Origin of the sequence: uncultured Tenacibaculum sp., assembly GCF_947504135.1 — a bacterium.
In the GTDB taxonomy this organism is placed as follows: domain Bacteria; phylum Bacteroidota; class Bacteroidia; order Flavobacteriales; family Flavobacteriaceae; genus Polaribacter.
On the sequence record NZ_CANNGG010000004.1, the window covers coordinates 312,623 to 335,814 of the forward strand.

The window sequence follows — 23,192 nt, forward strand, 5'->3', positions numbered from 1 at the left end:
GTAATATAGAGCGGGGAAAAAACCTATGATTACCCAAACTATGTTTTTTTTAAAATCTTTTTTTCTCTGAAACCATACTATTAATGGAAACAAAGCGGATAGAATAAGTCCTATATAAACTAATCCTTTCGAAAATTGTTTTCCATTTTCATATAAATACTTATTATCAGAAAAGCGATAGATTTCAAACTCTCCTTTTAATATTAAATATTGAGCAAGAAATAAAAAAATAAGAAACAATACTATTTTGTAGGGTAATAAAAATCTCTTCATTCACCAAAGTTGTAACAACAATAATACTATTTCTTCTCAGCTAAAATAGCTTTATTGATTCTTTTAACCAAACTTGGTCCTTCGTATATGAATCCTGTATAAATCTGAACTAAATCTGCACCTGCTTTTAGCTTTTCTAAAGCATCTTTTTCAGAATGGATACCTCCTACTCCTATAATTGGAAACGCTTTATTAGAGTTATCCGTTAAGTATTGAATTACTTTGGTACTTCTATCTTTAACTGGTTGTCCGCTTACACCTCCATTACCTATTTCTTGTAAACGTTCTTTAGAAGCTTTTAAATTATCTCTATTTACTGAGGTATTCGATGCTATAACTCCATCAATTTTTGTTTCAGCAACTAACTCAATAATTTCATCTAATTGTTGGTTGTTTAAGTCTGGAGCTATTTTTAATAAGATTGGTTTTTGTTGTGCTTCTGCATTATTCAATTTTTGAACTTCAGTAATCAATTCTTTTAAATAATCAGCATCTTCTAATTTTGCATGACTAGATACATTTGGGCAGCTTACATTCAATACAAAATAATCTACATACGGATGCAACCCTTTAAAACACGTTATGTAGTCTTCTGTGTAATTTTCAGGAACTGTATTAGTGTTTTTTCCAATATTTCCCCCTATGATTATTTTGCCTTTATTCTTCTTTAATTGTTCAACCGCTGCTTCTAAACCTTCATTATTAAACCCCATTCGGTTGATAATTCCTTTATCATCTTTTAAACGAAATAAACGTTTTTTAGGGTTTCCTACTTGACCTTTTGGTGTAACAGTACCAATTTCAACAAAACCAAAACCAAAATTAGCCAACTCATTATACAGTACTGCGTTTTTATCAAATCCTGCTGCTAACCCTACAGGATTTTTAAACGTTAATCCGAATAAATTACGTTCTAACTTTTTATCGTTTACTTGATACATTCCTCTAAAAATAGAAGACATTCCTGGTATTTTAGATAGAAACTTTACGAGTGAAAATGTAAAGTGGTGAATCTTTTCAGGATCAAAAAGGAAAAAAATTGGGCGAATCAGTAATTTATACATTAGTTTATTTTAAGTATTGTTCTTTATTAAATATAAAAAAAGCTCCAAAAATGGAGCTTCTGAATTATCGTAATACAGCATCTAAATTCTTTTCGAATGTTTGCTGTAGTTTCTGCATTATTTTATCTATTTGTTTATCTGCCAACGTTTTGTTTTCATCTTGTAAAACAAAACTTACTGCATATGACTTTTTACCTTCTGGTAATTTGTCTCCTTCATACACATCAAATAAATCTACTTCTTTTAAAAGCTTTCTTTCTGACTGAAATGCTAAGTTATAAATTTCTTTGAATTCAACTTTATTATCCAATAACAATGCTAAATCACGCTTTACAGCCGGAAACTTAGGTAAATCGGCTACTTTTATTTTTTTCTTACCTACTAAATCTAAAATATTCTGCCAGTTAAAGTCTACAAATAAAACCTCTTGTTTTATTGAAAACTCTTTTAAAATTGCTCTTTTGACAACTCCTAACTCTACTAACTTAGTTTTTCCTAAACTTAACGTAATTCCTTCAGAAAACACGTCTGATTTTGTTGGAGTGGTTTTTAATTTATCAATTCCTAAACGACTTAATAAAGCTGTTACAATCCCTTTAACATAAAAGAAATCTGATGCTTGTGAAGCAACTTTCCAGCTATCTTGTGTTCTATTACCAGTAACAAATAATGTTAAATGCTTGTTTTCTTGGTATCCGCTTTCATATTTATGATACGTCTTACCAAACTCGTAAAACTTTAATGAATTGTTCTTTCTGTTAATATTGTACGCTACAGATTCTAAACCACTAAATAGTAAGGATTGACGCATTACTTTTAAGTCGTTACTTAACGGATTCAACATTTCAACGTTAAAATCGGCATTTAAGTTCTCAGACAATTCAATATAATCTGCCTTTGTTAACGAATTTGCCATGGTTTCATTAAACCCTAACGATGTTAACTGGTCAGCAACAATATTCTCTATTTTAACTTCTTTATCACTATCAAAAGAAATAGACGTATTTAATTTATGAGAAAATTCTATGTTATTATATCCATAAACACGTAAGATTTCCTCTATAATATCTGCTTCACGTTGTACATCTACACGATACGATGGTACTACCAATCCTAAACCAGCTTCAGTAACACTATTAATTTTAATATCTAATGAAGCTAAAATCTTTTTAATCGTTTCCTTAGGTATTTCTTGACCTATTAATTTATACGCATTTTCAAACGATAAAAACACTTCAAAATCTTCCACCTTTACAGGATAAAAATCTAAAATATCAGAAGACATTTTTCCTCCTGCATATTCTTCAATTAATAAAGCAGCACGTTTTAAAGCATATTTTGTTGTGTTGATGTCAATACCTCTTTCAAAACGGAAAGAAGCGTCTGTATTTAACCCGTGACGTTTTGCAGTTTTACGAACAGACACAGGGTTAAAATAAGCACTTTCTAAGAAAATAGAAGTTGTATGCTCTGTAACTCCTGATTGTGCTCCTCCAAATACACCTCCAATACATAATGGATTATCATCTGCATCACAAATCATAATATCCTCAGATGACAACTCTCTTTCTACATCATCTAACGTAGTAAACTTAGTACCTTCTTCTAAAGTTTTCACTACTACTTTGCCTCCTCTAATTTTAGAAGCATTGAAAGCGTGTAGTGGTTGTCCTAACTCATGCAATACATAATTAGTAATATCTACAATATTATTTTTTGGAGTTAACCCAATTGCTTTTAATCTGTTTTGAATCCATTCTGGTGATTCTTTTACTTCAACATCAGTAATGGTTATACCACAATAGCGAGGTACTAAATCTTTATCTTCAATTTCAATATCAATTTTATGAGTACGCTCATCAACATGAAAATCTGATACTGATGGAGAAATTAATTCAATATTAGTTCCTTGTTGAATTAATCCTGCTCTTAAATCGCGTGCAACACCGTAATGACTCATGGCATCTGCTCGGTTTGGTGTTAACCCAATTTCAAAAACATAGTCTGTTTCAATATTAAAGACCTCCGAACAAGGAGTACCCGGAGCTAAATTCTCGTCTAACACCATAATACCATCATGACTTTGCCCTAAACCTAATTCGTCTTCGGCACAAATCATTCCGTGACTCTCTTCTCCTCTTATCTTTCCTTTTTTAATTTTAAAGCCTTCTCCTTTTTCATCATACAACATGGTACCAACAGTAGCCACAGGAACTTTTTGTCCTGCCGCGACATTTGGTGCTCCACATACAATTTGTACAGGGGTACCATTTCCTAAATCAACAGTAGTAACCTTTAACTTATCTGCATTAGCGTGCTTTTCACAAGTTAAAACTTCTCCTACAACTACCCCTTTTAGGCTTCCTTTAATACTTTCTACAGTTTCTATTCCTTCAACTTCAAGACCTAAATCAGTTAATAACTCACCTGTTTTCTCTGCCTCCCAGTCTGTCTGTAAAAATTGTTGTAACCAATTGTATGATATCTTCATAATCAATCTCTAATTTTAGCGTGCAAATTTACGTAAAATAAAGGAAAAAAAGAACATCTTGTTTTTGATAGCCATTACGGTGTTGATTGTTAATATTTTGGTAACATAAAAAATCTAAATCTATATAAAAAACTAAACTTCAATAGTAGTTTTTGACTCTTTTGAAGAAAACACATAAGTATATAACCACATGAGAGTAAATGTTGGTACAACATCTAACCCAGGCATCGCCTCTTCAATAAAAGCAATAGCTCCTGCTACTTTCCCTTTATTTCCTTTATACATTTTTGTCATTATATACGCTGATGCTGGTGCCCAAACAATATCAGACAACTCTCCAAGCCCAGGTATTAAATAAGATACATACCCAATAGCGTCAAACAATAAACTTAATGCTAGTTTTTGGTACTTTTTTTCTTTATTCATTTAGTATTAAATTAATTCTACACTCAACAAATCAAAATTCAAGCCAAAATTTATAACTTTTATCTTGTAAATTGATAAGTTTGTTCTAAAATACTAAAATCTAATGACTTTTTCTGATTTTATCAATCAAGTAGAAAGATTGCAGCAAAAGCAACTAGGTGGTTTAACTTCTCAATTTAAGTTAGCTCCAAAATTAAGAACACGGTTTTCAGAAGAATTAATACTAAGCAGAAATCCAAGAAAAGCAGCTGTTTTAGCGTTATTTTACCCTGACAATGATAACCAAACACGCTTTTTACTTACCGAAAGAGCGAGTTATAATGGAGCGCATTCATCTCAAATTAGCTTTCCTGGTGGGAAATTTGACAAAGAAGATAGTAGCCTACAAACAACTGCTTTACGAGAAACTTTTGAAGAAGTAGGTGTACACCATAAATCTATTGAAATAATACGACAAACTTCAGACGCATATATTCCTCCTAGTAACTTTTTAGTAGCTCCATTTATAGGTGTTTCAGAAAAAACACCTCATTTCACTCCAAACGAAGAAGTTGCAGAAATTATTGAAGTTTTGTTAGCTGATTTATTAGACGATTCAAACTTGACTTCAGTAGAAATGGAAACCTCATACATGAAAAATATTGAGGTACCATGCTTTAAATTAAACGATTACATTGTATGGGGTGCAACTGCAATGATGCTATCAGAAATTAAAGATTTATTAAAATAAAGGCTATTCTATAATTCTTTTGTACTTTAGCTTATTCGACTAATAAAAACCAATAATAATGCCTTTATTTAAAAGGAACCCTTTTGGACATATACTGTTCATTAAACGCTTTTTAATACAAACTTTAGGATTGATTTCCCATGGTCGCTATCGTAAATTTAACGACCTACAAATAGAAGGTATGGATGTTTTAAGAAATCTTCCCGACCAAAAAGTACTATTTATCTCCAATCACCAAACCTATTTTGCCGATGTAGCAGCCATGTTTCATGTATTTAACGCTGCTTTAAAAGGTAGAGACGATAATATTAGAAATGTAGGCTATTTATGGAAACCCAAATTAAACATCTATTATGTTGCTGCAGGTGAAACCATGCGTTCTGGTTTACTTCCTAAAATTTTTGCTTATGTAGGTTCTGTTTCTGTTGAAAGAACTTGGAGAAGCGCAGGAAAAGATGTAAACAGACAGGTAAAAATGTCTGACATTTCTAATATAGGTAAAGCTTTAGACGATGGTTGGGTAATTACCTTTCCGCAAGGTACAACTACCCCTTTCAAACCTATTCGTCGTGGTACAGCTCATATTATCAAAACTTTTAAACCTATTGTAGTTCCTATAGTAATTGACGGATTTAGACGTTCTTTTGACAAAAAAGGGTTGATGATAAAAAAACGTAACGTGCTACAATCTATGGTTATTAAAGAACCTTTAGAAATTGATTACGAAAATGAAGATGTGGCTAGCATTGTTGAAAAAATTGAATATGCTATAGAGCAACACCCATCTTTTTTAAAGGTATTAACACCTAAACAACTTCAAGAACAAGAAGAGTTCATTGAAAAAAGACGTTTTTGGGGAGCTGACAAACCTAAAGAAAAAGAAAAGAAAGATTAATAACATTAAAAATTAACGTTTAAGTTATGGCTGATAAATCTATTTTAAATAAAAAGTCGATAGACTTCTTAGAAAAATATTTAAATAACGCTGCTCCTACTGGATATGAGTGGGAAGGGCAAAAAATATGGATGGACTACCTAAAACCATATGTTGACGAGTTTATTACCGACACTTATGGTTCTGCTGTGGGAGTTATAAACCCTGATGCTAAATATAAAGTAGTTATCGAAGGGCATGCTGATGAAATTTCTTGGTATGTAAACTATATTTCTGATGACGGATTAATTTATGTAATCCGTAACGGAGGTAGCGACCACCAAATTGCTCCTAGTAAAATTGTAAATATTCACACTAAAAACGGAATTGTAAAAGGTGTTTTTGGATGGCCAGCAATTCATACACGTAATAAAGCGAAAGAAGAAGCTCCAAAACCAGACAATATCTTTATTGATTGCGGATGTGCAACCAAAGAAGAGGTTGAAAAATTAGGAGTACATGTAGGTTGTGTAATTACCTACCCTGATGAATTCCATATTTTAAACGGAGATAAATTCGTTTGTCGTGCTTTAGACAACCGTATGGGAGGTTTTATGATTGCTGAAGTAGCACGCTTGCTACACGAAAATAAGAAAAAACTACCTTTCGGGTTATACATTACTAACTCTGTTCAAGAAGAAATTGGTTTACGCGGAGCGGAAATGATTACGCAAACCATTAAACCTAATGTGGCTATTGTTACTGACGTTACTCACGATACCACAACTCCAATGATTGACAAGAAAAAAGAAGGTCATTTAGAGTTAGGTAAAGGGCCTGTAGTAGCTTATGCTCCTGCGGTTCAACAAAAACTACGTGATTTAATTATTGATGCTGCAGAAGCAAACAAAATTCCTTTCCAACGCTCTGCCCTATCAAGAGCTACAGGAACTGACACTGATGCATTTGCATACAGCAATGGTGGAGTTGCTTCTGCTTTAATCTCTTTACCATTACGTTACATGCACACTACCGTTGAAATGGTACACCGTGAAGATGTTGAAAATGTAATTAAAATGATTTACGAAAGTTTATTAAAAATTGAAGACGGAGAAGATTTCTCTTACTTTAAATAATATAAATAATCAAACGTCATTACTTATTTGTAATGACGTTTTTTTTACCAGCTTTTTATGGATGAACTTATAGATATTGTCGATGAAAATGGAAACTATACAGGAAAAACTTGTTTAAAATCTGAGGCTCATAAACATGGCTACTTTCACCCTACTATCCATGTTTGGTTGTATACTTCAAACAAGAAAATCTTACTCCAAAAAAGAGCTTTATCTAAAAAAGTATTTCCTGGTTTATGGGATATTTCAGTTGCAGGTCACATAGCTGCCGATGAAAACATTAAAATTGCTGCTGTTAGAGAAGTTAAAGAAGAAATAGGTTTTGATGTTCTTCCTGAAAACTTACATAAAATAGGTACTCGAAAACACATGGTAAATCACTCGAATGGAATTATTGATAATGAGTTTCATCATGTATTTATTGCCGAATTAACAATTCCTGTGGAAGATTTGACACTTCAAGAAGAAGAGGTTGCTGAGTTAAAACTATTCGATTTAGAAACCATTCTCCATACTAAAAACCACGAAAACTTTTTACTTCCTCAATATCAAGATTACTATTCTTTTGTGCATAAACAAATTATAACTGCTTTAAGCTAGATTGTATTTAGGCTTCAATAATTTAGTTTCGATTTTAAAATCAAATAGTTATCTTTAGATTGAAAACTATCAAACTATGTTATCAAAAGAAGAAAAATCTACCTTAAGGAGTAGGTTGTTTCGTCATTTAGACGGAATTGTTACTTGTCCAGCAGCTTACACTTTACATGAAAAAGGAATTACTAACTATCTTTTAGAAAAAAAATCTGTCAGTTTAGCTGAAATTACTTCCGAGTTTCATGCTAACGACGGCTATTTAAACGTGGCTTTAAGAACCTTGTGTTCTCAAGGTTGGTTAACACAACATGTTGATAATACAAAAAACACCGTTCAGTTTGAAATCAACAAAGCTTCTGCTATCGCTTTTTCATATTTTCACTTGTATAAAGAAGCGTTTTCTTTATTGAAGTTTTCTGAATATTATAGCGCACGAAAATTTGAAATTGAACCTTTTGATAAGTTGGAAAGCTTGTATCAAAATTTCACCAATAATTTCGGAATAGAGCCTCCTTCAACTTCTGAAGAAAAAGAAATTTTAAATCAAATTCTTACACATATTGAAGGGATTATTATTGGCCCTACTACAGTTATATTGGGCATGAGTGGTATGTTTCATAAATATTTTATGCAAACTAAATTTAGCGCAGATGAATTCCATAAAGATGCTGAAAACTTTAGTCGACTACTTGATTTATTAACCAATTTAGGTTGGTTTTCCAAGACTAAAGACTCTTATGAATTTACTGATGAAGGCTTATTTTTTGCTCGAAGGGCAAGTGCTTACGGAGTTACGGTTTCTTACATTCCAACCCTTAGAAAACTAGACAAACTCATTTTTGGAAATCCTGATATTTTTAGAACTTCGGAAATAGGAAACGACGAAATTCATGTTGACAGAGAAATGAATGTTTGGGGAAGCGGTGGTGCACATTCAACCTATTTTAAAGTGATTGATGAAATTATCATCAACCTATTCAACAAACCTATTAACGAACAACCTAAAGGTATTTTAGATGTTGGCTGTGGTAATGGTGCGTTTTTAAAACATTTATTTAATGTGATTGAAAACCAAACCAAAAGAGGTACGATGTTGGAAGATTATCCATTGTTACTTATTGGTGTTGATTACAACGAAGCTGCGCAAAAAATTACTCGAAAAAACTTAGTAAAAGCTGATATTTGGGCAAAAGTAATTTGGGGAGATATTGGAAATCCGAAAGCACTATCAGAAGACTTACAAGACAAATATGGAATCAATCTCTCAGATTTATTGAACGTTCGTACATTTTTAGATCATAACAGAATTTGGCAAGAGCCTGCTCCTACCAACAACTTGACTATAACCAATTCAACAGGAGCTTACGCTTATAGAGGAAAACGTTTGAATAATAATTTGGTAGTAGAATCTTTAAAACAGCATTTTAACAAGTGGAAACCCTACATTAGTAAATTTGGTTTACTATTAATTGAATTACACACCTCAAAACCAGAATTAGTTGCTAAAAACTTAGGAAAAACAGCGGCAACTGCCTACGATGCTACGCATGGTTACTCTGACCAATACATTATTGAATTGGATGAATATATGAATGCTATGAAATCTGTGGGGTTAACTCCCGATAAAAATACTTTTAAAAAGTTTCCAAACTCGGAATTGGCAAAGGTTTCTATTAATCTTTTTAAGTAGACTTAATCTTTTACCTTATATAATTTAGGCTCGGTGATATTAACTTTTGAAAAGGTTTCTTTATTTATTTCAAAATGCATTTTTGACATTTCGTTCAAATAAACTTCCAAAGGTTCCATACCTATTTCCTCTCTACGCTTGTTTACGTTTATACTATCTATCAAAGGTTTTGGATAAGCTTGGCAAACTTTCCAATTATACGTCACTTGAGTTCCATAAACTTGCTTTTTACCTGTGTTTAGTTGCACCCTATCTAGTAAATAGGCATAATTTTCAGGGTTAGCGTTCTTACTCTCTACCTCGTTTTTCATCTTCTTTAAAACCGCTTCTTGAAATTCAGGTTTAAAATCTAAATGCTGTACAATAAGCCAAAAATTTCTAGACCCTTCTTTTCCTGCAACATCAAAACCAACAAAACCATATTTGTTAAAAATTTCTGTAGCTTTCTTATGAGTTACAGCAAAAACACTGTCTTTAAATGATTGCCATTCTTCTTCGGTTAATTCTTTATATTTTCCTGAGGGAACACCTGCAGCAACTTGATCTATTTCTACCATACTAGCAAGTTCATTAACCAATTCTTGATTGTATTCTTTTTTAACAGGATTTTCTTTTTCAGTTTTACAACTAATCAATAGCAATAATACAAAAGCTGTAAGAATTTTAATTTTCATCAACCCTATTTTCTTTTACAGATAATAAATTAGCAAACAACTTATAGGCTCCAGAAACTCCTGCTGGAAGTTCTCTAAAAAAACTTAAGCCTGTATAGATATAGTTTCCTTTACCATATTTAGCAACTAACAAACTTCCTTTTTTAGCAGATTCACCTTTATCATACATAGATAATATCGGAGTGTATTCTTTACTCCATTTATTCGGGAAATATAAGCCTCGTTCTTGTACCCAACCATCAAAATCAGCTTCTGTAATTTTATTCGGATAATTTAAAATCGAATGTTCTTTAGCTAACAAGGTTACTTTAGAATGTTCGTCTGTTACTCTATCACGTGATAATTGTAATTCATACGGCGCTTGTACATCTACTCCTCTATTCGTGTTGTATTGCACTATTAAATTTCCACCATTTTTCACATATTCTAGCAAATATTTCTGCTTAAACTGCAATTCTTCATTGGTGTTATAAGCGCGAATACCTACAACTACAGCATCAAATTGATCTATATTTCCGTTGATTTCGTTTACATTCAATTCTGTTACCTCATAACCAATTTGTTGTAAACTTTCAGGAATGGCATCACCTGAACCTTGAATACAACCTATTCGTTTTCCGTTTTTTTCGATATTCAAACGAACTACTTTCGCTTGTGATGGCAACAATACCGATTGTTTTGGAATATGGTTATAATTGATTTCTACCAACTCTTTATCATAAGTTTTGCCATCAACCTTGGCGACAACTTTAAGCACTCCTTCTGACTCATTTTGAGTTGGAGTTACCATAAAATCGACAAATTGAACATCTCCTTTTTGGGCAATTGAAAAATCTATTGCTGTTGGAGATACTTTCCATCCTTTTGGAGCTTGCAAACTTACTTTTCCGCTAATATTTGCATCTCCTGCTCTTACTTCAACAGATATCTTTTGAGCTTCAGAAGTAGAAAAAATCAGTACTTTATCGTTTAATTTTGTAGTTACTTTCGGTAATACCTCAAAAGGCTCATAGGTTTCTCCAACATCTCTTTTAGCATATCTATACACTACCGGAATGGTAAAAGCAACTGGTTGATTTTCAATGATAACATTATATTTAATTTGAATAGGTCTTGGAGATTCTGGATTTCCAATCAATTTCTGATTGTTCACCTTATACATTCCTAAATCCCAAGGAGTGTTTAACCAATACGGTGAAGAGTAAGAAACATCTTTACCAATATTGATTTTATTTTTAAAATTTTGTTTGCTATTAGGAGCTAAATCCAATTCTTTTTTAATGTTTTTTCCTTCAGGAAGGATCGTAATTGACGATAACTCCATAGAAATAGAGCTTCTATTTAGCACTTCAAAATCTACATCAATCGTACTGCTTGGAGTTGCACTAGAACTTACAGCCGATGCTTCTAAATACAAACCTGCACAAGCCTTGATAATTTCATTTAACTCTTTGGTTTTAATAGTTCTCCAATGTGCATCTTTCAATTGTCGAACCATTTTGTAGGCTTGCAACAACTCTGGTAAGTGTTTTGACGGATTGACAAAATCGAAATCATCTTCAATTTTATATAAAATATCTCCAATCTCTCCACCTCCTTCTATACGGTTCCAAGTTGTATTGATTCCTGAAAAAATATCTTTTTTATCTTTAGGAAATTCTCCTTTTAAAAACTCTACATATTCTGTTTGACTTCCTCTAGTAGTTAATCTACCAAACCCTTGGCATAAATGTTGACTGCTTGCTATTGCTGCTACTTCATTATTAGACAATCCTTTTAAAGGGTAGTACGTTCCTATATCAAAGCTTAACATATTACTTTTGTCTGCTTTTGCAAAGGCTTCTTCACTTCCATAAAACCACCACGAAGTATTAAAAAACAATCTATTAGGTTGCCATGTGCTCGTAGATTGTAACTGCTCTGGATATTTTGTTTTATCAGCGGCCAAATCAAATGCTTCAACACTTAACATTGCTGATGAAGTATGGTGACCATGCGTAGAACCTGGTGTTCTATGATTAAAACGATTAATGATAACATCTGGTTTAAATGTACGAATTGCCCAAACTACATCGGCTAATACTTTATCTTTATTCCAAATTTCTAAGGTTTCATCAGGATGCTTTGAATACCCAAAATCGTTTGCTCTTGAAAAAAGTTGTTCTCCTCCATCTACTCCTCTTGCAGCTAACAATTCTTGAGTACGGATAACTCCTAATAATTCACGCATTTCTGGACCAATTAAATTTTGACCTCCATCACCACGAGTTAACGATAAATACGCAGTTCTTGCTTTTTCGTGATTAGATAAGTAAGAAATTAATCGGGTATTTTCATCATCAGGATGTGCTGCTATATACAAAGCCGAACCTAAAAAGTTTAGTTTTTTTATTTTTTCATAAATCTGATTAGAAGTTAACTTTTGTGGTTTTTGTGCATTTATTGTTAGTGAAATCAATAAAAAAGATAGTAATAAAAGTACTTTTTTGTGCATTTTTAATAGTTTGAATACTACACAAATGTAACTTTTTTAACTAAAAAAAGAATTCTATTAACAAAATGCTAACGTTTTTATTAAAATCTATATTTATAAGTTTAGTCTAAAAAATATTCATCTTTAAACCCTATCAAGTACAATTTTTCTTGAGCACGCGTAACTGCTGTATATAACCAACGTAAGTATTCTACTGAAGCTCCATCTGGTAAGTAAGGTTGCTCTATAAAAACAGTTTTCCACTGTCCACCTTGTGACTTATGGCATGTCATAGCGTAAGAAAACTTCACTTGAAGTGCGTTGAAATACTTATTCTTCTTTACTCCCATAAATTGCTTATACTTCGATTTTTCTTGAGCAAAATCTTCTTTTACGGCTTCGTATAAGCGATTCGATTCTTCATACGTTAATGATGGACTCTCGCTAGTGAGCGTATCCAATAACAACACTGTTTCAAAAGGTTTCATATCAGGATAATCAATCATACGTACTTCGACTTCAGCAAATTTGAATCCGTATAAATCTTTAATTGCATTAATACGCATTACTTCACAAATATCACCATTAGCAATAAACCCTGCGGAAGATGAGTCCTTTAACCAGTAGTAGTTGTTTTTTACCACCATTACATAATCACCTGTAGAAATTTCGTTTTCTTGTCCGCGAATTTTCGTTCGTATCTGTTGGTTGTATTGATTCGCTCGTTTGTTAGATCTTACAATAATAGCAGTATCTTCTACCCCTATATCCCCGTCATAAGCAGAAGTAATCGCATCTTGGATATCATACCCATCTTGTAAGCGAATGATATCTGGATAGTTTACATCAAACTGAAAATGTGTGGAATCGTTCTGAATTAACAAGCGTAAATCGGTTGCGTTGGCTAAAATTCCTGATCCTTCTTCTTGTCGAACTACTTCATCTAACTCTATTTCGGTAACTTCTTTGTTAAACTCAAACGAAAGTTTGTCAGCTTCTAAAGCTGGACTCATTGTTAGCTTTACTGGTGGCAACTGCGCTGTATCACCTATAAAAATAATTTTACAGTTCTTTCCAGAGTACACATAAGATATTAAATCGTCTAACAACGAGCCGTTTTCAAACAATTTTGCATTTTGTTTTTCATCAGAAATCATCGAAGCTTCATCAACAATAAAAAGAGTATCAGTATGTTTATTCGGCTGCATTACAAAACTAACTCCCCCACTACTCTGTTTTTTAGGAAAGTATATTTTTTTATGAATTGTAAATGCTTGTCGGTTAGAATATCCTGAAATTACTTTCGCCGCACGACCTGTAGGCGCTAATAAAACTGCTTTCTGACCTATCTTCCATAAATTATGAACAACAGTACTTATAATGGTGGTTTTTCCCGTTCCTGCATATCCTTTTAATAAAAACAAAGCACGATTGTCATCTGAAAAAATAAAATCTGTTAAGACATCTAATAACTCGTTTTGCTTTTCTGTAGGAGCGTATGGGAACTTTTGTAGTATTTCTTTATAAAATTTCGAAGCAGTTTGTATCATATTTCAAATAATATTCAAAGATAAATGTATTTACATAATAATTATTTTCATCATTGAAAAAAAATTGTAGATTTGCGAATATCATACATTAAAAATTAAAAAAATGAATTTATTATTAATGATTTTAGTAGCTGTAGTGGTTGCTTTTCTTTTAGCTGTACTTGTAGTTAAATTTGTACCTCTAAAAATGAGATGGTTAGTTTCAATATTTCTTTTAGGTGCAACTGTCTTTTTAGTATATAAAATTTATGGCGGAATTATGGAGCCGATTAATTTTAACAAAGACAAGAAAGTGCGTTATGCTAAAGTTATTAAGAACTTAAAATTAATTCGTGATGCCGAAGTAAAATATAAAGAGGTTTACGGAACATATACTAACAACAAAGATACTTTACTTAGCTTTATTGAAAGTGGTAAGTTAGCATTAACAGAAACTAAAAACATTGAGGTAGAAGAAGATAGAGGTGGAGGAATTATAATTAAAGTTTCTAAAAAGCAAGTTGATACTATTGGATACGAGCCTGTTTTAAAATATTTTGAAGGAACGGAATATACTAAAATGTTTGAAGTACCAGGTACTACAGAACAATTTGAATTAGCTACTGGTAGAGTTGAAAAAGTAGCAGGTTTAGAAGTTCCTGTATTTGAAGCTAAAGTTTCAAAAAAGCCTATTTTAAAAGGAATGAACCCTTCGTTAATTAAAGCTGAATTAGAAGCAATTGAATCTGATCAAATTAAAGGTGAGTTTGTTTCTGTAGGTTCTTTAAGTGAAGTAACTACTGGTGGTAATTGGCCTCCTTTTTATGATAAAGGTGAAGCAGTTGCAAAAAAAGACTAAAAAAACAAGCGCTATAGCGCTATATAAAGATCTATCCATCCAATTTAGTTTGGATGGATTTTCTTTTTGTATCTCTAACTCAGAGAACAAAGCACCATTACTTTTTACTAAGTATACTTTTGCAGCTTCAATAACTTCTCCTGAGTTACTGCTAGAAGAAATTATACGTGTTTTTAATACCGATAAAGATTTACAACAAGATTTCTCTTCTGTTTTTGCCATACATCAAAACAACCTAGCTACTTTAGTTCCTAATAAACTTTTTGATCGAAACAATTTAGCTCCGTATTTAAAATACACCGTAAAAACCTTAAAAACAGATTTTATTACCTACGATTTGCATGATACTATAGCTGCTAACACAGTTTATATCCCTTATGTAAACATTAATAATTACCTGTTTCAAAACTTTGGAGAGTTTGAATACAAACACCATTCAACCGTGTTAATAGACAAGCTACTCTCCTATTCTCAAGAAAACTCTGATCAACAGTTTTTTGTACATGTTTCTTCTAATGACATAGATATTGTTATTTGCAAAGAAGGAAAACTTATATTTTACAACTCGTTTTCATACAGTACCAAAGAGGATTTTATATACTATATTCTTTTTACTGCGGAACAATTACAAATGGATCCAAATAATTTTCAATTAACTTTTATTGGTGACATTGAAAAAGAATCAGAACTATACACCATAACCTATACTTACGTTCGAAATATTCATTTTATGAATCCTGTTGATAATTTCTTTGCTGATAGCGATGATTTTTCGAACCACTCAAACTTTATACTTATTGCCTAATGCGAATTATTTCTGGAAAATATAAGAGTAAAAGGATTTCTGCTCCTAAAAACTTACCTGTACGACCAACAACAGACATGGCTAAAGAGTCGTTATTTAATATCTTAAATAATTTGTATTATTTTGATAATATTTCAGTATTAGATTTATTCGCTGGTACAGGAAATATTAGCTACGAATTTGCCTCACGAGGTACTGAAACCATTTATGCTGTTGATGCTCATTATGCTTGTATAAAATTCATTAATCAAACTTCAAAGGAGTTGGATATGGATATTACTAGCTATAAAAGTGACGTATATAAGTTTTTAGAAAAAACTCCACTAAAAACAGATGTTGTTTTTGCGGACCCTCCTTATGATTTTGAAGAAGCGCAATTTTTAAAAATAGCAGATATTATTTTTGAACGTGATTTGTTAAATGAAGATGGTGTTTTAATTATTGAACATTCAAAACATACCGACTTAACTAAGCATCCTAATTATAGTTACGACAAACGTTATGGTGGTAACGTATTTAGTTTTTTTGAAGCTATTAGCGATGACGAAGAAGAATAAAAGCTTTTAATAAATAAAAAAGGGAACCAATTTGGTTCCCTTTTTTATTATTCTATTAAGAATACATTTGTTCTCTTAATTCTTTTACCTTCGGATCATCTAAATAATCATCAAAAGTTGAGTACTTATCTATAACTCCTTTTGGTGTAATTTCTATAATTCTGTTAGCTACTGTTTGTGCAAACTCGTGGTCATGTGTAGTAAACAGCACTGTTCCTTTAAAATTTATTAACGAATTGTTCAACGCTTGAATAGACTCTAAATCTAGGTGATTGGTTGGTTCATCAAGCATTAAAATATTAGCTCTGGTCATCATCATACGAGACAACATACAACGTACCTTCTCTCCTCCTGATAGCACATTACTTTTTTTCAAAGCCTCTTCTCCAGAGAAAATCATTTTTCCTAAGAAACCTCTTAAGAACACTTCTTCTCTTTCTTCTTCAGTTTGTGCATATTGACGTAACCAGTCTACCAAGTTTAATTCTCCATTTTGAAAATAAGCAGAGTTATCTGCTGGTAAATACGATTGAGTAGTTGTTACACCCCAACTATATTTTCCCGAATCAGCTTCTTCATTTCCTGAAATTACTTGATAAAAAGCAGTAGTCGCTTTAGAATTTTTAGAAATAACAGCTACTTTATCACCTCTATTTAAGTTAATATCTACATTTGAAAATAACAACTCTCCTTCTGCATCCTTTTTTGATAAACCTTCAATATTTAAAATCTGATCTCCTGCTTCTCTATCTCTTTCAAAAATAATTGCTGGATAACGACGTGAAGAAGGCTTAATTTCATCAACATTTAGTTTCTCTATCATTTTCTTACGAGAAGTTGCTTGTTTAGATTTTGCAACGTTGGCAGAGAAACGACGGATAAATTCTTCCAGTTCTTTCTTCTTATCTTCTGCCTTTTTATTTTGTTGCGCTCTTTGTTTAGCCGCTAATTGAGACGATTCATACCAAAAAGTATAGTTTCCAGAGAAATGGTTAATTTTACCGAAGTCTATATCAGAAATATGAGTACAAACAGCATCTAAAAAGTGACGGTCGTGAGACACCACTATTACAGTATTATCATAATTCGCTAAGAAGTTTTCTAACCAAGCAATCGTTTCGAAATCTAAGTCGTTCGTAGGCTCATCCATAATTAACACATCAGGATTACCAAATAGCGCTTGCGCTAATAATACACGTACTTTTTTCTTTGAGTCTAATTCCGATAATAAGGTATAATGATCTTCTTCTTTGATACCTAAATTAGATAATAAACTCGCAGCAGAAGCATCGGCATTCCAACCATCCATTTCTTCAAAACGAACTTGTAACTCTCCTATTTTTTCTGCATTTTCATCGGTGTAATCAGCATACAACGCATCTATTTCCGACTTAATTTTATGCAGTTCTTTATTCCCCATTAACACAGCTTCCAAAGCATTATACTCATCAAAAGCATAATGATCCTGTGTTAATACAGACATTCTTTTTCCTGGTTCTAAATGAACTTGACCAGAAGTAGGTTCTTGTTTTCCTGATAAAATCTTTAAAAAAGTAGATTTTCCTGCTCCATTTGCTCCGATAATTCCGTAGCAATTTCCTTGTGTAAACTTTGTGTTTACTTCATCAAACAAAACACGTTTCCCAAACTGAACTGATAAATTAGAAACTGATAACATGTATAGTATTTTAAATTCCGTGCAAAAGTATAAAAACTAAAGAGTATAAAAGAATTTGCATGAAAGTTTTTAACATATTACTTTTGAGACTTTTTAATTCATTTTAACAGCGAATTAACAGCCTTATTAAGAAGAGTTCTCTATTTTTGAGCATTGATATTTAGGGTAATTTCAAGCATGATTAAGTATTTAATACCTCTCATATTAGTTATATTTATTGGATGTGAAAAATCTGATAATCAAAAAACCACCTATTTTGGAGGGAAGATTATCAATCCTAAATCTGACTTCGTTATTTTATCAGACAACTACGAATTTAAAGACACAATTCCTTTAAATAAGAATAATACTTTCTTAGGGTCCTATACTGACATTAAGGAAGGATTATATATTTTTTACCATGGTAATGAGCATCAATATGTTTTCATACAACCAACTGATAGTACTTTAATAAGGTTAAATACTTGGGATTTTGATGAATCTTTAGTTTTTAGCGGTAGCAATGCAGAAAGAAACAATTTATTAATAGATGCTTTCTTACAATATGAGCAAGAAGAAAAATCAATTGCTAGATACTTTCATTTACCTCAAAAAGAATTCATTAATAAAATGGATTCTTTAAAACAAATTAAGGACGCTGTACTAACAAAGTATGAGGAAAATGATGTTAACCCCTCTAAAAAATTTTCTAAACTTTTAAACATCTCTTTAAACTATCCTATTTATACAAACTTAGAAAAGTATGCAATTAAAAATGCTACTAAGAAAGAGCCTGAATCATTAGTTAAATCTTACTTCAACTACCGTAATAAGACAAATGTATGCAATGATTCTTTAATGTTTTTTGGTCCATATTACAGGTTTGTAATTGAAAAAATTTACAATGATGTTTACCAAAAAAATAGTATTGATGAACTAGATAATTTCACAGTAGAACTACTTAACTCTATTGATAAAAACATTGATTCAGAAGAAATTAAAAATAGACTACTATATAATACCGTAGTAGGTCACTTTTTCAAAGAGCCTAATTACGAAAAGATAGATGAAACTTTCTTTACCTTTTTTAAACTTAATACAAATAACGAGCAAAAGAAAACAATACAACGTTTAATTAACGATTTAAAACTCTTAAATAAAGGAGAAAAGCTCCCTTCTTTTAATTTAATTTCAGCTGATGGTGGACTTGTTGACATTAAAAATATTACTAAAGGGAAAAATACAGTTGTTTTGTTTAAAAACTATAAATATGCTTCTGACGACTGGGTATCTTCTAGGTTTAATTACTTAATTAAAAACAATCCTGATGTTAATTTTGTTTTAGTAAACTTATGTGACACCTCTAAAAGATATACTAAAAACATAAATATTAAATACCAATACACACTACCAGAAGAGAGTCAAACTTGTGAATATTCTTCTAGTAAATTTTCTCGTTTGGTTTTGGTTGATAAAAATGGAGTTATTCAAAATGGATACACTAGTTTATCATCTCCTAGTATCAACCAAGAAATCAATAACTTACAAAATTTAAAATAGTTAACCTCTATTCATTTTATTTAGTGTACTTTTGCACCGTCCAAAAAAATCGTAATAAACGATTTAATTAATATTAATTATAGAATTCGCGGAGGGGCATCTGTGGGTTCTCTAAAAACACAGTATGTCAACATTTTTAGATTTAGGTTTGCAAGAGCCTATCAATAAGGCATTAACCGATCTAGGTTATGAAAAGCCAACAGTAATTCAAGAAAAAGCAATTCCACAAATAATTTCTTCAACAGAAGATTTAAAAGCATTTGCACAAACAGGTACAGGTAAAACTGCTGCCTTTAGTTTGCCTATTATTGAACTTGCTGATCAAACAAGCACACACACACAAGCAATCATCTTATCTCCTACTCGTGAACTAGCAGTACAAATAGGAAAAAACATTGAAGACTTTTCAAAGTATTTACCTAACTTGAAAGTAGCTACTGTTTATGGTGGAGCTAATATTGAAGAGCAAATAAGAAAACTTAAAAAAGGGGTTCAAATAGTTGTAGGTACTCCTGGTAGAACTGTAGACTTAATTAAAAGAAGAGCTTTAAAGCTTGGTAATGTACAATGGTTAGTACTTGACGAAGCTGATGAAATGCTTAACATGGGCTTTAAAGATGAACTAGACCAAGTTTTAGAAGCTACACCAAACACCAAACAAACATTATTGTTTTCTGCAACTTTTCCTAGAGAAGTAGAAGATATTGCAAAAAACTACATGACAAACCCTGTAGAAGTTACATCAGGACAAAAAAACCAAGGTTCTGATAATGTTAGTCATGAGTATTATTTAGTAAACGAAAAAACTCGTTACCCTGCTTTAAAAAGAGTAGCTGATTTAAACCCTGATATTTACGGAATCGTTTTCTGTAGAACACGTAGAGAAACACAAGAAGTAGCTAATAACCTTATTAGAGATGGTTATAATGCTGATTCTTTACATGGTGATTTATCACAGGCTCAGCGTGATTCTGTAATGGAAAAGTTTCGTAAGAAGAATATTCAAATATTAGTGGCTACTGACGTTGCTGCTCGTGGACTGGATGTTAACAACCTAACACACGTTATCAATCATAAATTACCAGATCAAATTGAAAACTATAATCACCGTAGTGGAAGAACTGGTAGAGCCGGTAATAAAGGAATCTCTATTGCTTTAGTTAGTAAAAAAGAACAAGGTAGGTTACGTCCTATTGAACGTATTATAAAAAAACAATTTGTTCACACCCCTATTCCTTCAGGTAAGGAGATATGTCAAAATCAATTATTTCATTTAATTGATAAAGTTCATAATACTGAGGTAAACACAGAACAAATTGAAGGTTTTTTACCAAGTATTTACGAAAAATTAGAAGATTTAAGTCGTGAAGAGTTAATTCAAAAGTTTGTTTCTTTAGAGTTTAACACCTTCTTATCTTACTACGAAAATGCTCCTGATTTAAACAACTTATCTTCAAGAGAAAATTCAAGAGGACGCTCTTCTAGTGAAAACATGACCCGTTTCTTCATCAATTTAGGAAGAAAAGATCGTTTAAATCCTGCCAAGTTAATCGGTTTAATAAATGATCAGAATATTGGTGATAAGATTGAAATTGGTGCTATTGACATTTTAGACACTTTCTCTTTCTTTGAAATAGACAAGAACTACGAAAAAGAAACTTTAGATGCTTTTGCTGCTAATGATCCAGATTTTAACGGTCGTTCTGTAAATGTAGAAATTACTAAAACAGATCGTGGTAACGGCGGTGGCGGTAGAAAACCTCGTAGAAGCGGCGGAGGTAATTTTAGTGGAAAAAGACGTAGAAGTAGTGATAGAAATGATAAGCCATCTGACTCTAAAAAAGGGTTTGGTAGAAGACGTAGTAACGAATCTTCTCCTAGAAGAGGAGATAACAAAACTGCTGCTTCGGGTTTTGGAAGAAAACGTAGAAGAGGTTAAAACTCATCATAAATAAAAAGTAGCTCAATGAGCTGCTTTTTATTTTATAAAATTGGAATTACTGATTTCCTAAAATAATTGGCATTCCACTTTTTCCAGAACCAATAATAACTACTTTACTGTTTTGAGAGTTAGCTAATCTATTCGTAGCTTCTATTCCTTTGTCTTGTAAAATTTTATCAGTTAATGAAGCACTTAAAATTTTGTTCGCATCAGCTTTACCTTTTGCTTCAATAATTTGTTTTTCTGCTTCTTTTTGAGCTGTAACTAATCTAAACTCATATTCTAATGACTCTTGCTCTTGTTTTAATTTACGCTCAATAGCTTCTTTAATGGTTGAAGGCAATGTTACATCTCTAACAAGAATTTCATTTAACTGAACATATTGAGACTCTAAAATCTTTTTTGTTTCAATAAAAATTTCATCTTGAATAGCATCTCTTTTGCTTGAATATAATTGTTCTGGTGTATAACGCCCTACCACACTACGTGCAGCTGAACGAATTGCAGGCTGAATTACACGTTGTAAATAGTTTTCTCCTAATACTTGATGTAACTTCCCTAAATCGTTGTAAACTGGTTGATACCATGCCGAAGCATCTATCTGAATTTCTAATCCATTTGAAGATAATACTTTCATCTTTTCAAAAAGTTCTTGCTGTCTTACTTCATAAACATGTACTTTATTCCATGGTGCAACTACATGAAAACCTTCTCCTAAAGGTGGTTCATCCGTAACAACCCCTCCTCCAAAAGTTTTATACAATACTCCTGCTTCTCCTGAATTGATGGTTACTGTAGATTTTGCTATAAAAATTATTAAAACGATTACTACAGGTATTAACATACCAAACTTAGGAAACTTTAATTCTACTTGATTTCTTGTCATTTTTCTGTGTTTTATACTCTAGTCAAATGTACAACTAAATTAAATAACCGCAGTTTTCATATTCACATTCATGGGCTGAAATCTCTAGCTCTAAAGTGATATGTTCTAAATGAAAATCATTATGTAATAACTTTTTTACCTTTTGTTTAATTTGTTTAGTTTCCTCCCAAGAAAAACTACGCTCCTTTAAAATTAAATGTGCCGTAAAAATATTGTATTCTCCATCCATTGTCCATAAGTGACAATCATGTACGCCTTCAACTTCTTCTAAAGACAATAAGTTCTTTTTAATATCATCAACAGAAATTCCTACAGGAGCTCCTTGTAAAATAATACGTAAGCTTTCTTTGATATTTTTATACACATTAAACAATACAAAACCTGCAATAGCTATTGATAATATAGGGTCTAACACTGGTACGTCCCAAAATTGCATTACAATACTCGCTAACAGTACTACTGCCCAACCTAGTACATCTTCTAATAAATGTAATGAAACAACTCGCTCGTTAATTGATGTTCCTTTTTTCAATTTAAAAACAGCTGCTCCGTTTACAATAATTCCTAAAACAGCTAACCACATCATTCCTTTGGCATCAGCATTTTCTGGAGTAATAACTCTTGGAATTGCTTCTCTTATAATAAATACAGAACCTATTACCAATACGATTGAGTTTATGATAGCCCCCAACAAGGAAAATCGTTTATATCCGTACGAGTATTTTTTTGTCGGTTTTTTAGTCGATTTCTTTTGAAAATACCACGACAGTCCTAAACTGAAACTATCACCTAAGTCATGTAACGCATCAGACATAATAGCCAAGCTATTGGTGTAAAAACCTCCAATAAATTCGATAATTGTAAATGCTAAATTTAAGAAAAAGGCAACGGCTATATTCTCTGTTGAATTTCCGTGTGAATGATGGTGATGATTGTGTCCCATGTTTTTATTAATTGACTTTAAATGTA

General features: G+C 31.9%; 19 protein-coding genes. 10 read left to right on the top strand and 9 right to left on the bottom strand.

All coding sequences use genetic code 11. The annotated features are described in order from the left end of the window. Positions 1-299: 299 nt before the first annotated feature. From Q0663_RS10435 to Q0663_RS10445, 3 genes are all read right to left on the bottom strand, one after another. Positions 300-1,337 carry a quinone-dependent dihydroorotate dehydrogenase gene (locus Q0663_RS10435; RefSeq protein WP_299010581.1) on the bottom strand — a complete coding sequence of 346 codons (1,038 nt, stop codon included), beginning with the start codon at positions 1,335-1,337 and terminating at the stop codon, positions 300-302. Between the two features lie 64 nt (positions 1,338-1,401). Continuing rightward, the gene (gene pheT / locus Q0663_RS10440) at positions 1,402-3,828 is read right to left on the bottom strand and encodes a phenylalanine--tRNA ligase subunit beta (RefSeq protein WP_299010584.1); all 2,427 of its coding nucleotides are present in this window, start codon (positions 3,826-3,828) and stop codon (positions 1,402-1,404) included. A 132-nt stretch (positions 3,829-3,960) separates the two neighbouring features. Further along, the gene (locus tag Q0663_RS10445) at positions 3,961-4,254 is read right to left on the bottom strand and encodes a hypothetical protein (protein ID WP_047789548.1); all 294 of its coding nucleotides are present in this window, start codon (positions 4,252-4,254) and stop codon (positions 3,961-3,963) included. 103 nt (positions 4,255-4,357) lie between these two features. Here Q0663_RS10445 and Q0663_RS10450 point away from each other — a divergent pair, with 103 nt between their 5' ends. From Q0663_RS10450 to Q0663_RS10470, 5 genes are all read left to right on the top strand, one after another. Continuing rightward, a complete protein-coding gene (locus Q0663_RS10450) occupies positions 4,358-4,984 on the top strand; it encodes a CoA pyrophosphatase (RefSeq protein ID WP_299010591.1) in 627 nt (208 codons plus the stop codon). Positions 4,985-5,042: 58 nt separating this feature from the next. Beyond that, a complete protein-coding gene (locus Q0663_RS10455) occupies positions 5,043-5,879 on the top strand; it encodes a 1-acyl-sn-glycerol-3-phosphate acyltransferase (protein ID WP_299010595.1) in 837 nt (278 codons plus the stop codon). A 26-nt stretch (positions 5,880-5,905) separates the two neighbouring features. Beyond that, positions 5,906-6,994, top strand: a complete 1,089-nt coding sequence (locus Q0663_RS10460) for a M42 family metallopeptidase (RefSeq protein WP_299010597.1) — start codon at positions 5,906-5,908, stop codon at positions 6,992-6,994. 57 nt (positions 6,995-7,051) lie between these two features. Next, positions 7,052-7,594, top strand: coding sequence for an NUDIX domain-containing protein (locus Q0663_RS10465; protein ID WP_299010599.1), 543 nt, complete (start codon positions 7,052-7,054; stop codon positions 7,592-7,594). A gap of 76 nt (positions 7,595-7,670) precedes the next feature. Continuing rightward, positions 7,671-9,281: a class I SAM-dependent methyltransferase gene (locus Q0663_RS10470; protein WP_299010602.1), complete on the top strand. Its 1,611-nt coding sequence runs from the start codon at positions 7,671-7,673 to the stop codon at positions 9,279-9,281. A 2-nt stretch (positions 9,282-9,283) separates the two neighbouring features. Here the strand turns inward: Q0663_RS10470 and Q0663_RS10475 are convergent, their stop codons facing one another. The 3 genes from Q0663_RS10475 to Q0663_RS10485 form a co-directional block, all read right to left on the bottom strand. Then, the gene (locus tag Q0663_RS10475; protein WP_299010605.1) at positions 9,284-9,955 is read right to left on the bottom strand and encodes a DUF6624 domain-containing protein; all 672 of its coding nucleotides are present in this window, start codon (positions 9,953-9,955) and stop codon (positions 9,284-9,286) included. Then, positions 9,945-12,449 (bottom strand): PIG-L family deacetylase, encoded by a 2,505-nt coding sequence (locus tag Q0663_RS10480; RefSeq protein WP_299010608.1) that lies wholly within the window; start codon positions 12,447-12,449, stop codon positions 9,945-9,947. The genes Q0663_RS10475 and Q0663_RS10480 overlap by 11 nt, the downstream gene beginning before the upstream one ends. 101 nt (positions 12,450-12,550) lie before the next feature. After that, positions 12,551-13,978 (bottom strand): AAA family ATPase, encoded by a 1,428-nt coding sequence (locus Q0663_RS10485; protein ID WP_299010611.1) that lies wholly within the window; start codon positions 13,976-13,978, stop codon positions 12,551-12,553. 103 nt (positions 13,979-14,081) lie between these two features. On the opposite strand from Q0663_RS10485, the gene Q0663_RS10490 reads away from it, so the two are divergent. The 3 genes from Q0663_RS10490 to Q0663_RS10500 are packed head-to-tail and all read left to right on the top strand — an operon-like array spanning position 14,082 to position 16,178. After that, positions 14,082-14,816, top strand: a complete 735-nt coding sequence (locus Q0663_RS10490) for a hypothetical protein (RefSeq protein ID WP_299010614.1) — start codon at positions 14,082-14,084, stop codon at positions 14,814-14,816. Then, positions 14,800-15,621: a DUF3822 family protein gene (locus tag Q0663_RS10495; RefSeq protein ID WP_299010617.1), complete on the top strand. Its 822-nt coding sequence runs from the start codon at positions 14,800-14,802 to the stop codon at positions 15,619-15,621. The genes Q0663_RS10490 and Q0663_RS10495 overlap by 17 nt, the downstream gene beginning before the upstream one ends. Beyond that, positions 15,621-16,178, top strand: a complete 558-nt coding sequence (locus Q0663_RS10500; protein WP_299010619.1) for an RsmD family RNA methyltransferase — start codon at positions 15,621-15,623, stop codon at positions 16,176-16,178. The genes Q0663_RS10495 and Q0663_RS10500 overlap by 1 nt, the downstream gene beginning before the upstream one ends. Before the next feature lie 55 nt (positions 16,179-16,233). Here Q0663_RS10500 and Q0663_RS10505 read toward each other — a convergent pair whose 3' ends face one another. Further along, a complete protein-coding gene (locus Q0663_RS10505; protein WP_299010622.1) occupies positions 16,234-17,856 on the bottom strand; it encodes an ABC-F family ATP-binding cassette domain-containing protein in 1,623 nt (540 codons plus the stop codon). A gap of 177 nt (positions 17,857-18,033) precedes the next feature. Between Q0663_RS10505 and Q0663_RS10510 the strand changes: the two genes are divergently transcribed. Together Q0663_RS10510 and Q0663_RS10515 are read left to right on the top strand one after the other, a co-directional pair. Beyond that, positions 18,034-19,395 (top strand): hypothetical protein, encoded by a 1,362-nt coding sequence (locus tag Q0663_RS10510; RefSeq protein ID WP_299010625.1) that lies wholly within the window; start codon positions 18,034-18,036, stop codon positions 19,393-19,395. 124 nt (positions 19,396-19,519) lie between these two features. Next, the gene (locus Q0663_RS10515) at positions 19,520-21,334 is read left to right on the top strand and encodes a DEAD/DEAH box helicase (RefSeq protein WP_299010627.1); all 1,815 of its coding nucleotides are present in this window, start codon (positions 19,520-19,522) and stop codon (positions 21,332-21,334) included. 58 nt (positions 21,335-21,392) lie between these two features. Here the strand turns inward: Q0663_RS10515 and Q0663_RS10520 are convergent, their stop codons facing one another. After that, positions 21,393-22,223, bottom strand: a complete 831-nt coding sequence (locus tag Q0663_RS10520; RefSeq protein ID WP_299010630.1) for a prohibitin family protein — start codon at positions 22,221-22,223, stop codon at positions 21,393-21,395. Positions 22,224-22,257: 34 nt separating this feature from the next. Beyond that, positions 22,258-23,166: a cation diffusion facilitator family transporter gene (locus Q0663_RS10525; protein ID WP_299010633.1), complete on the bottom strand. Its 909-nt coding sequence runs from the start codon at positions 23,164-23,166 to the stop codon at positions 22,258-22,260. Between the last annotated feature and the right edge of the window lie 26 nt (positions 23,167-23,192).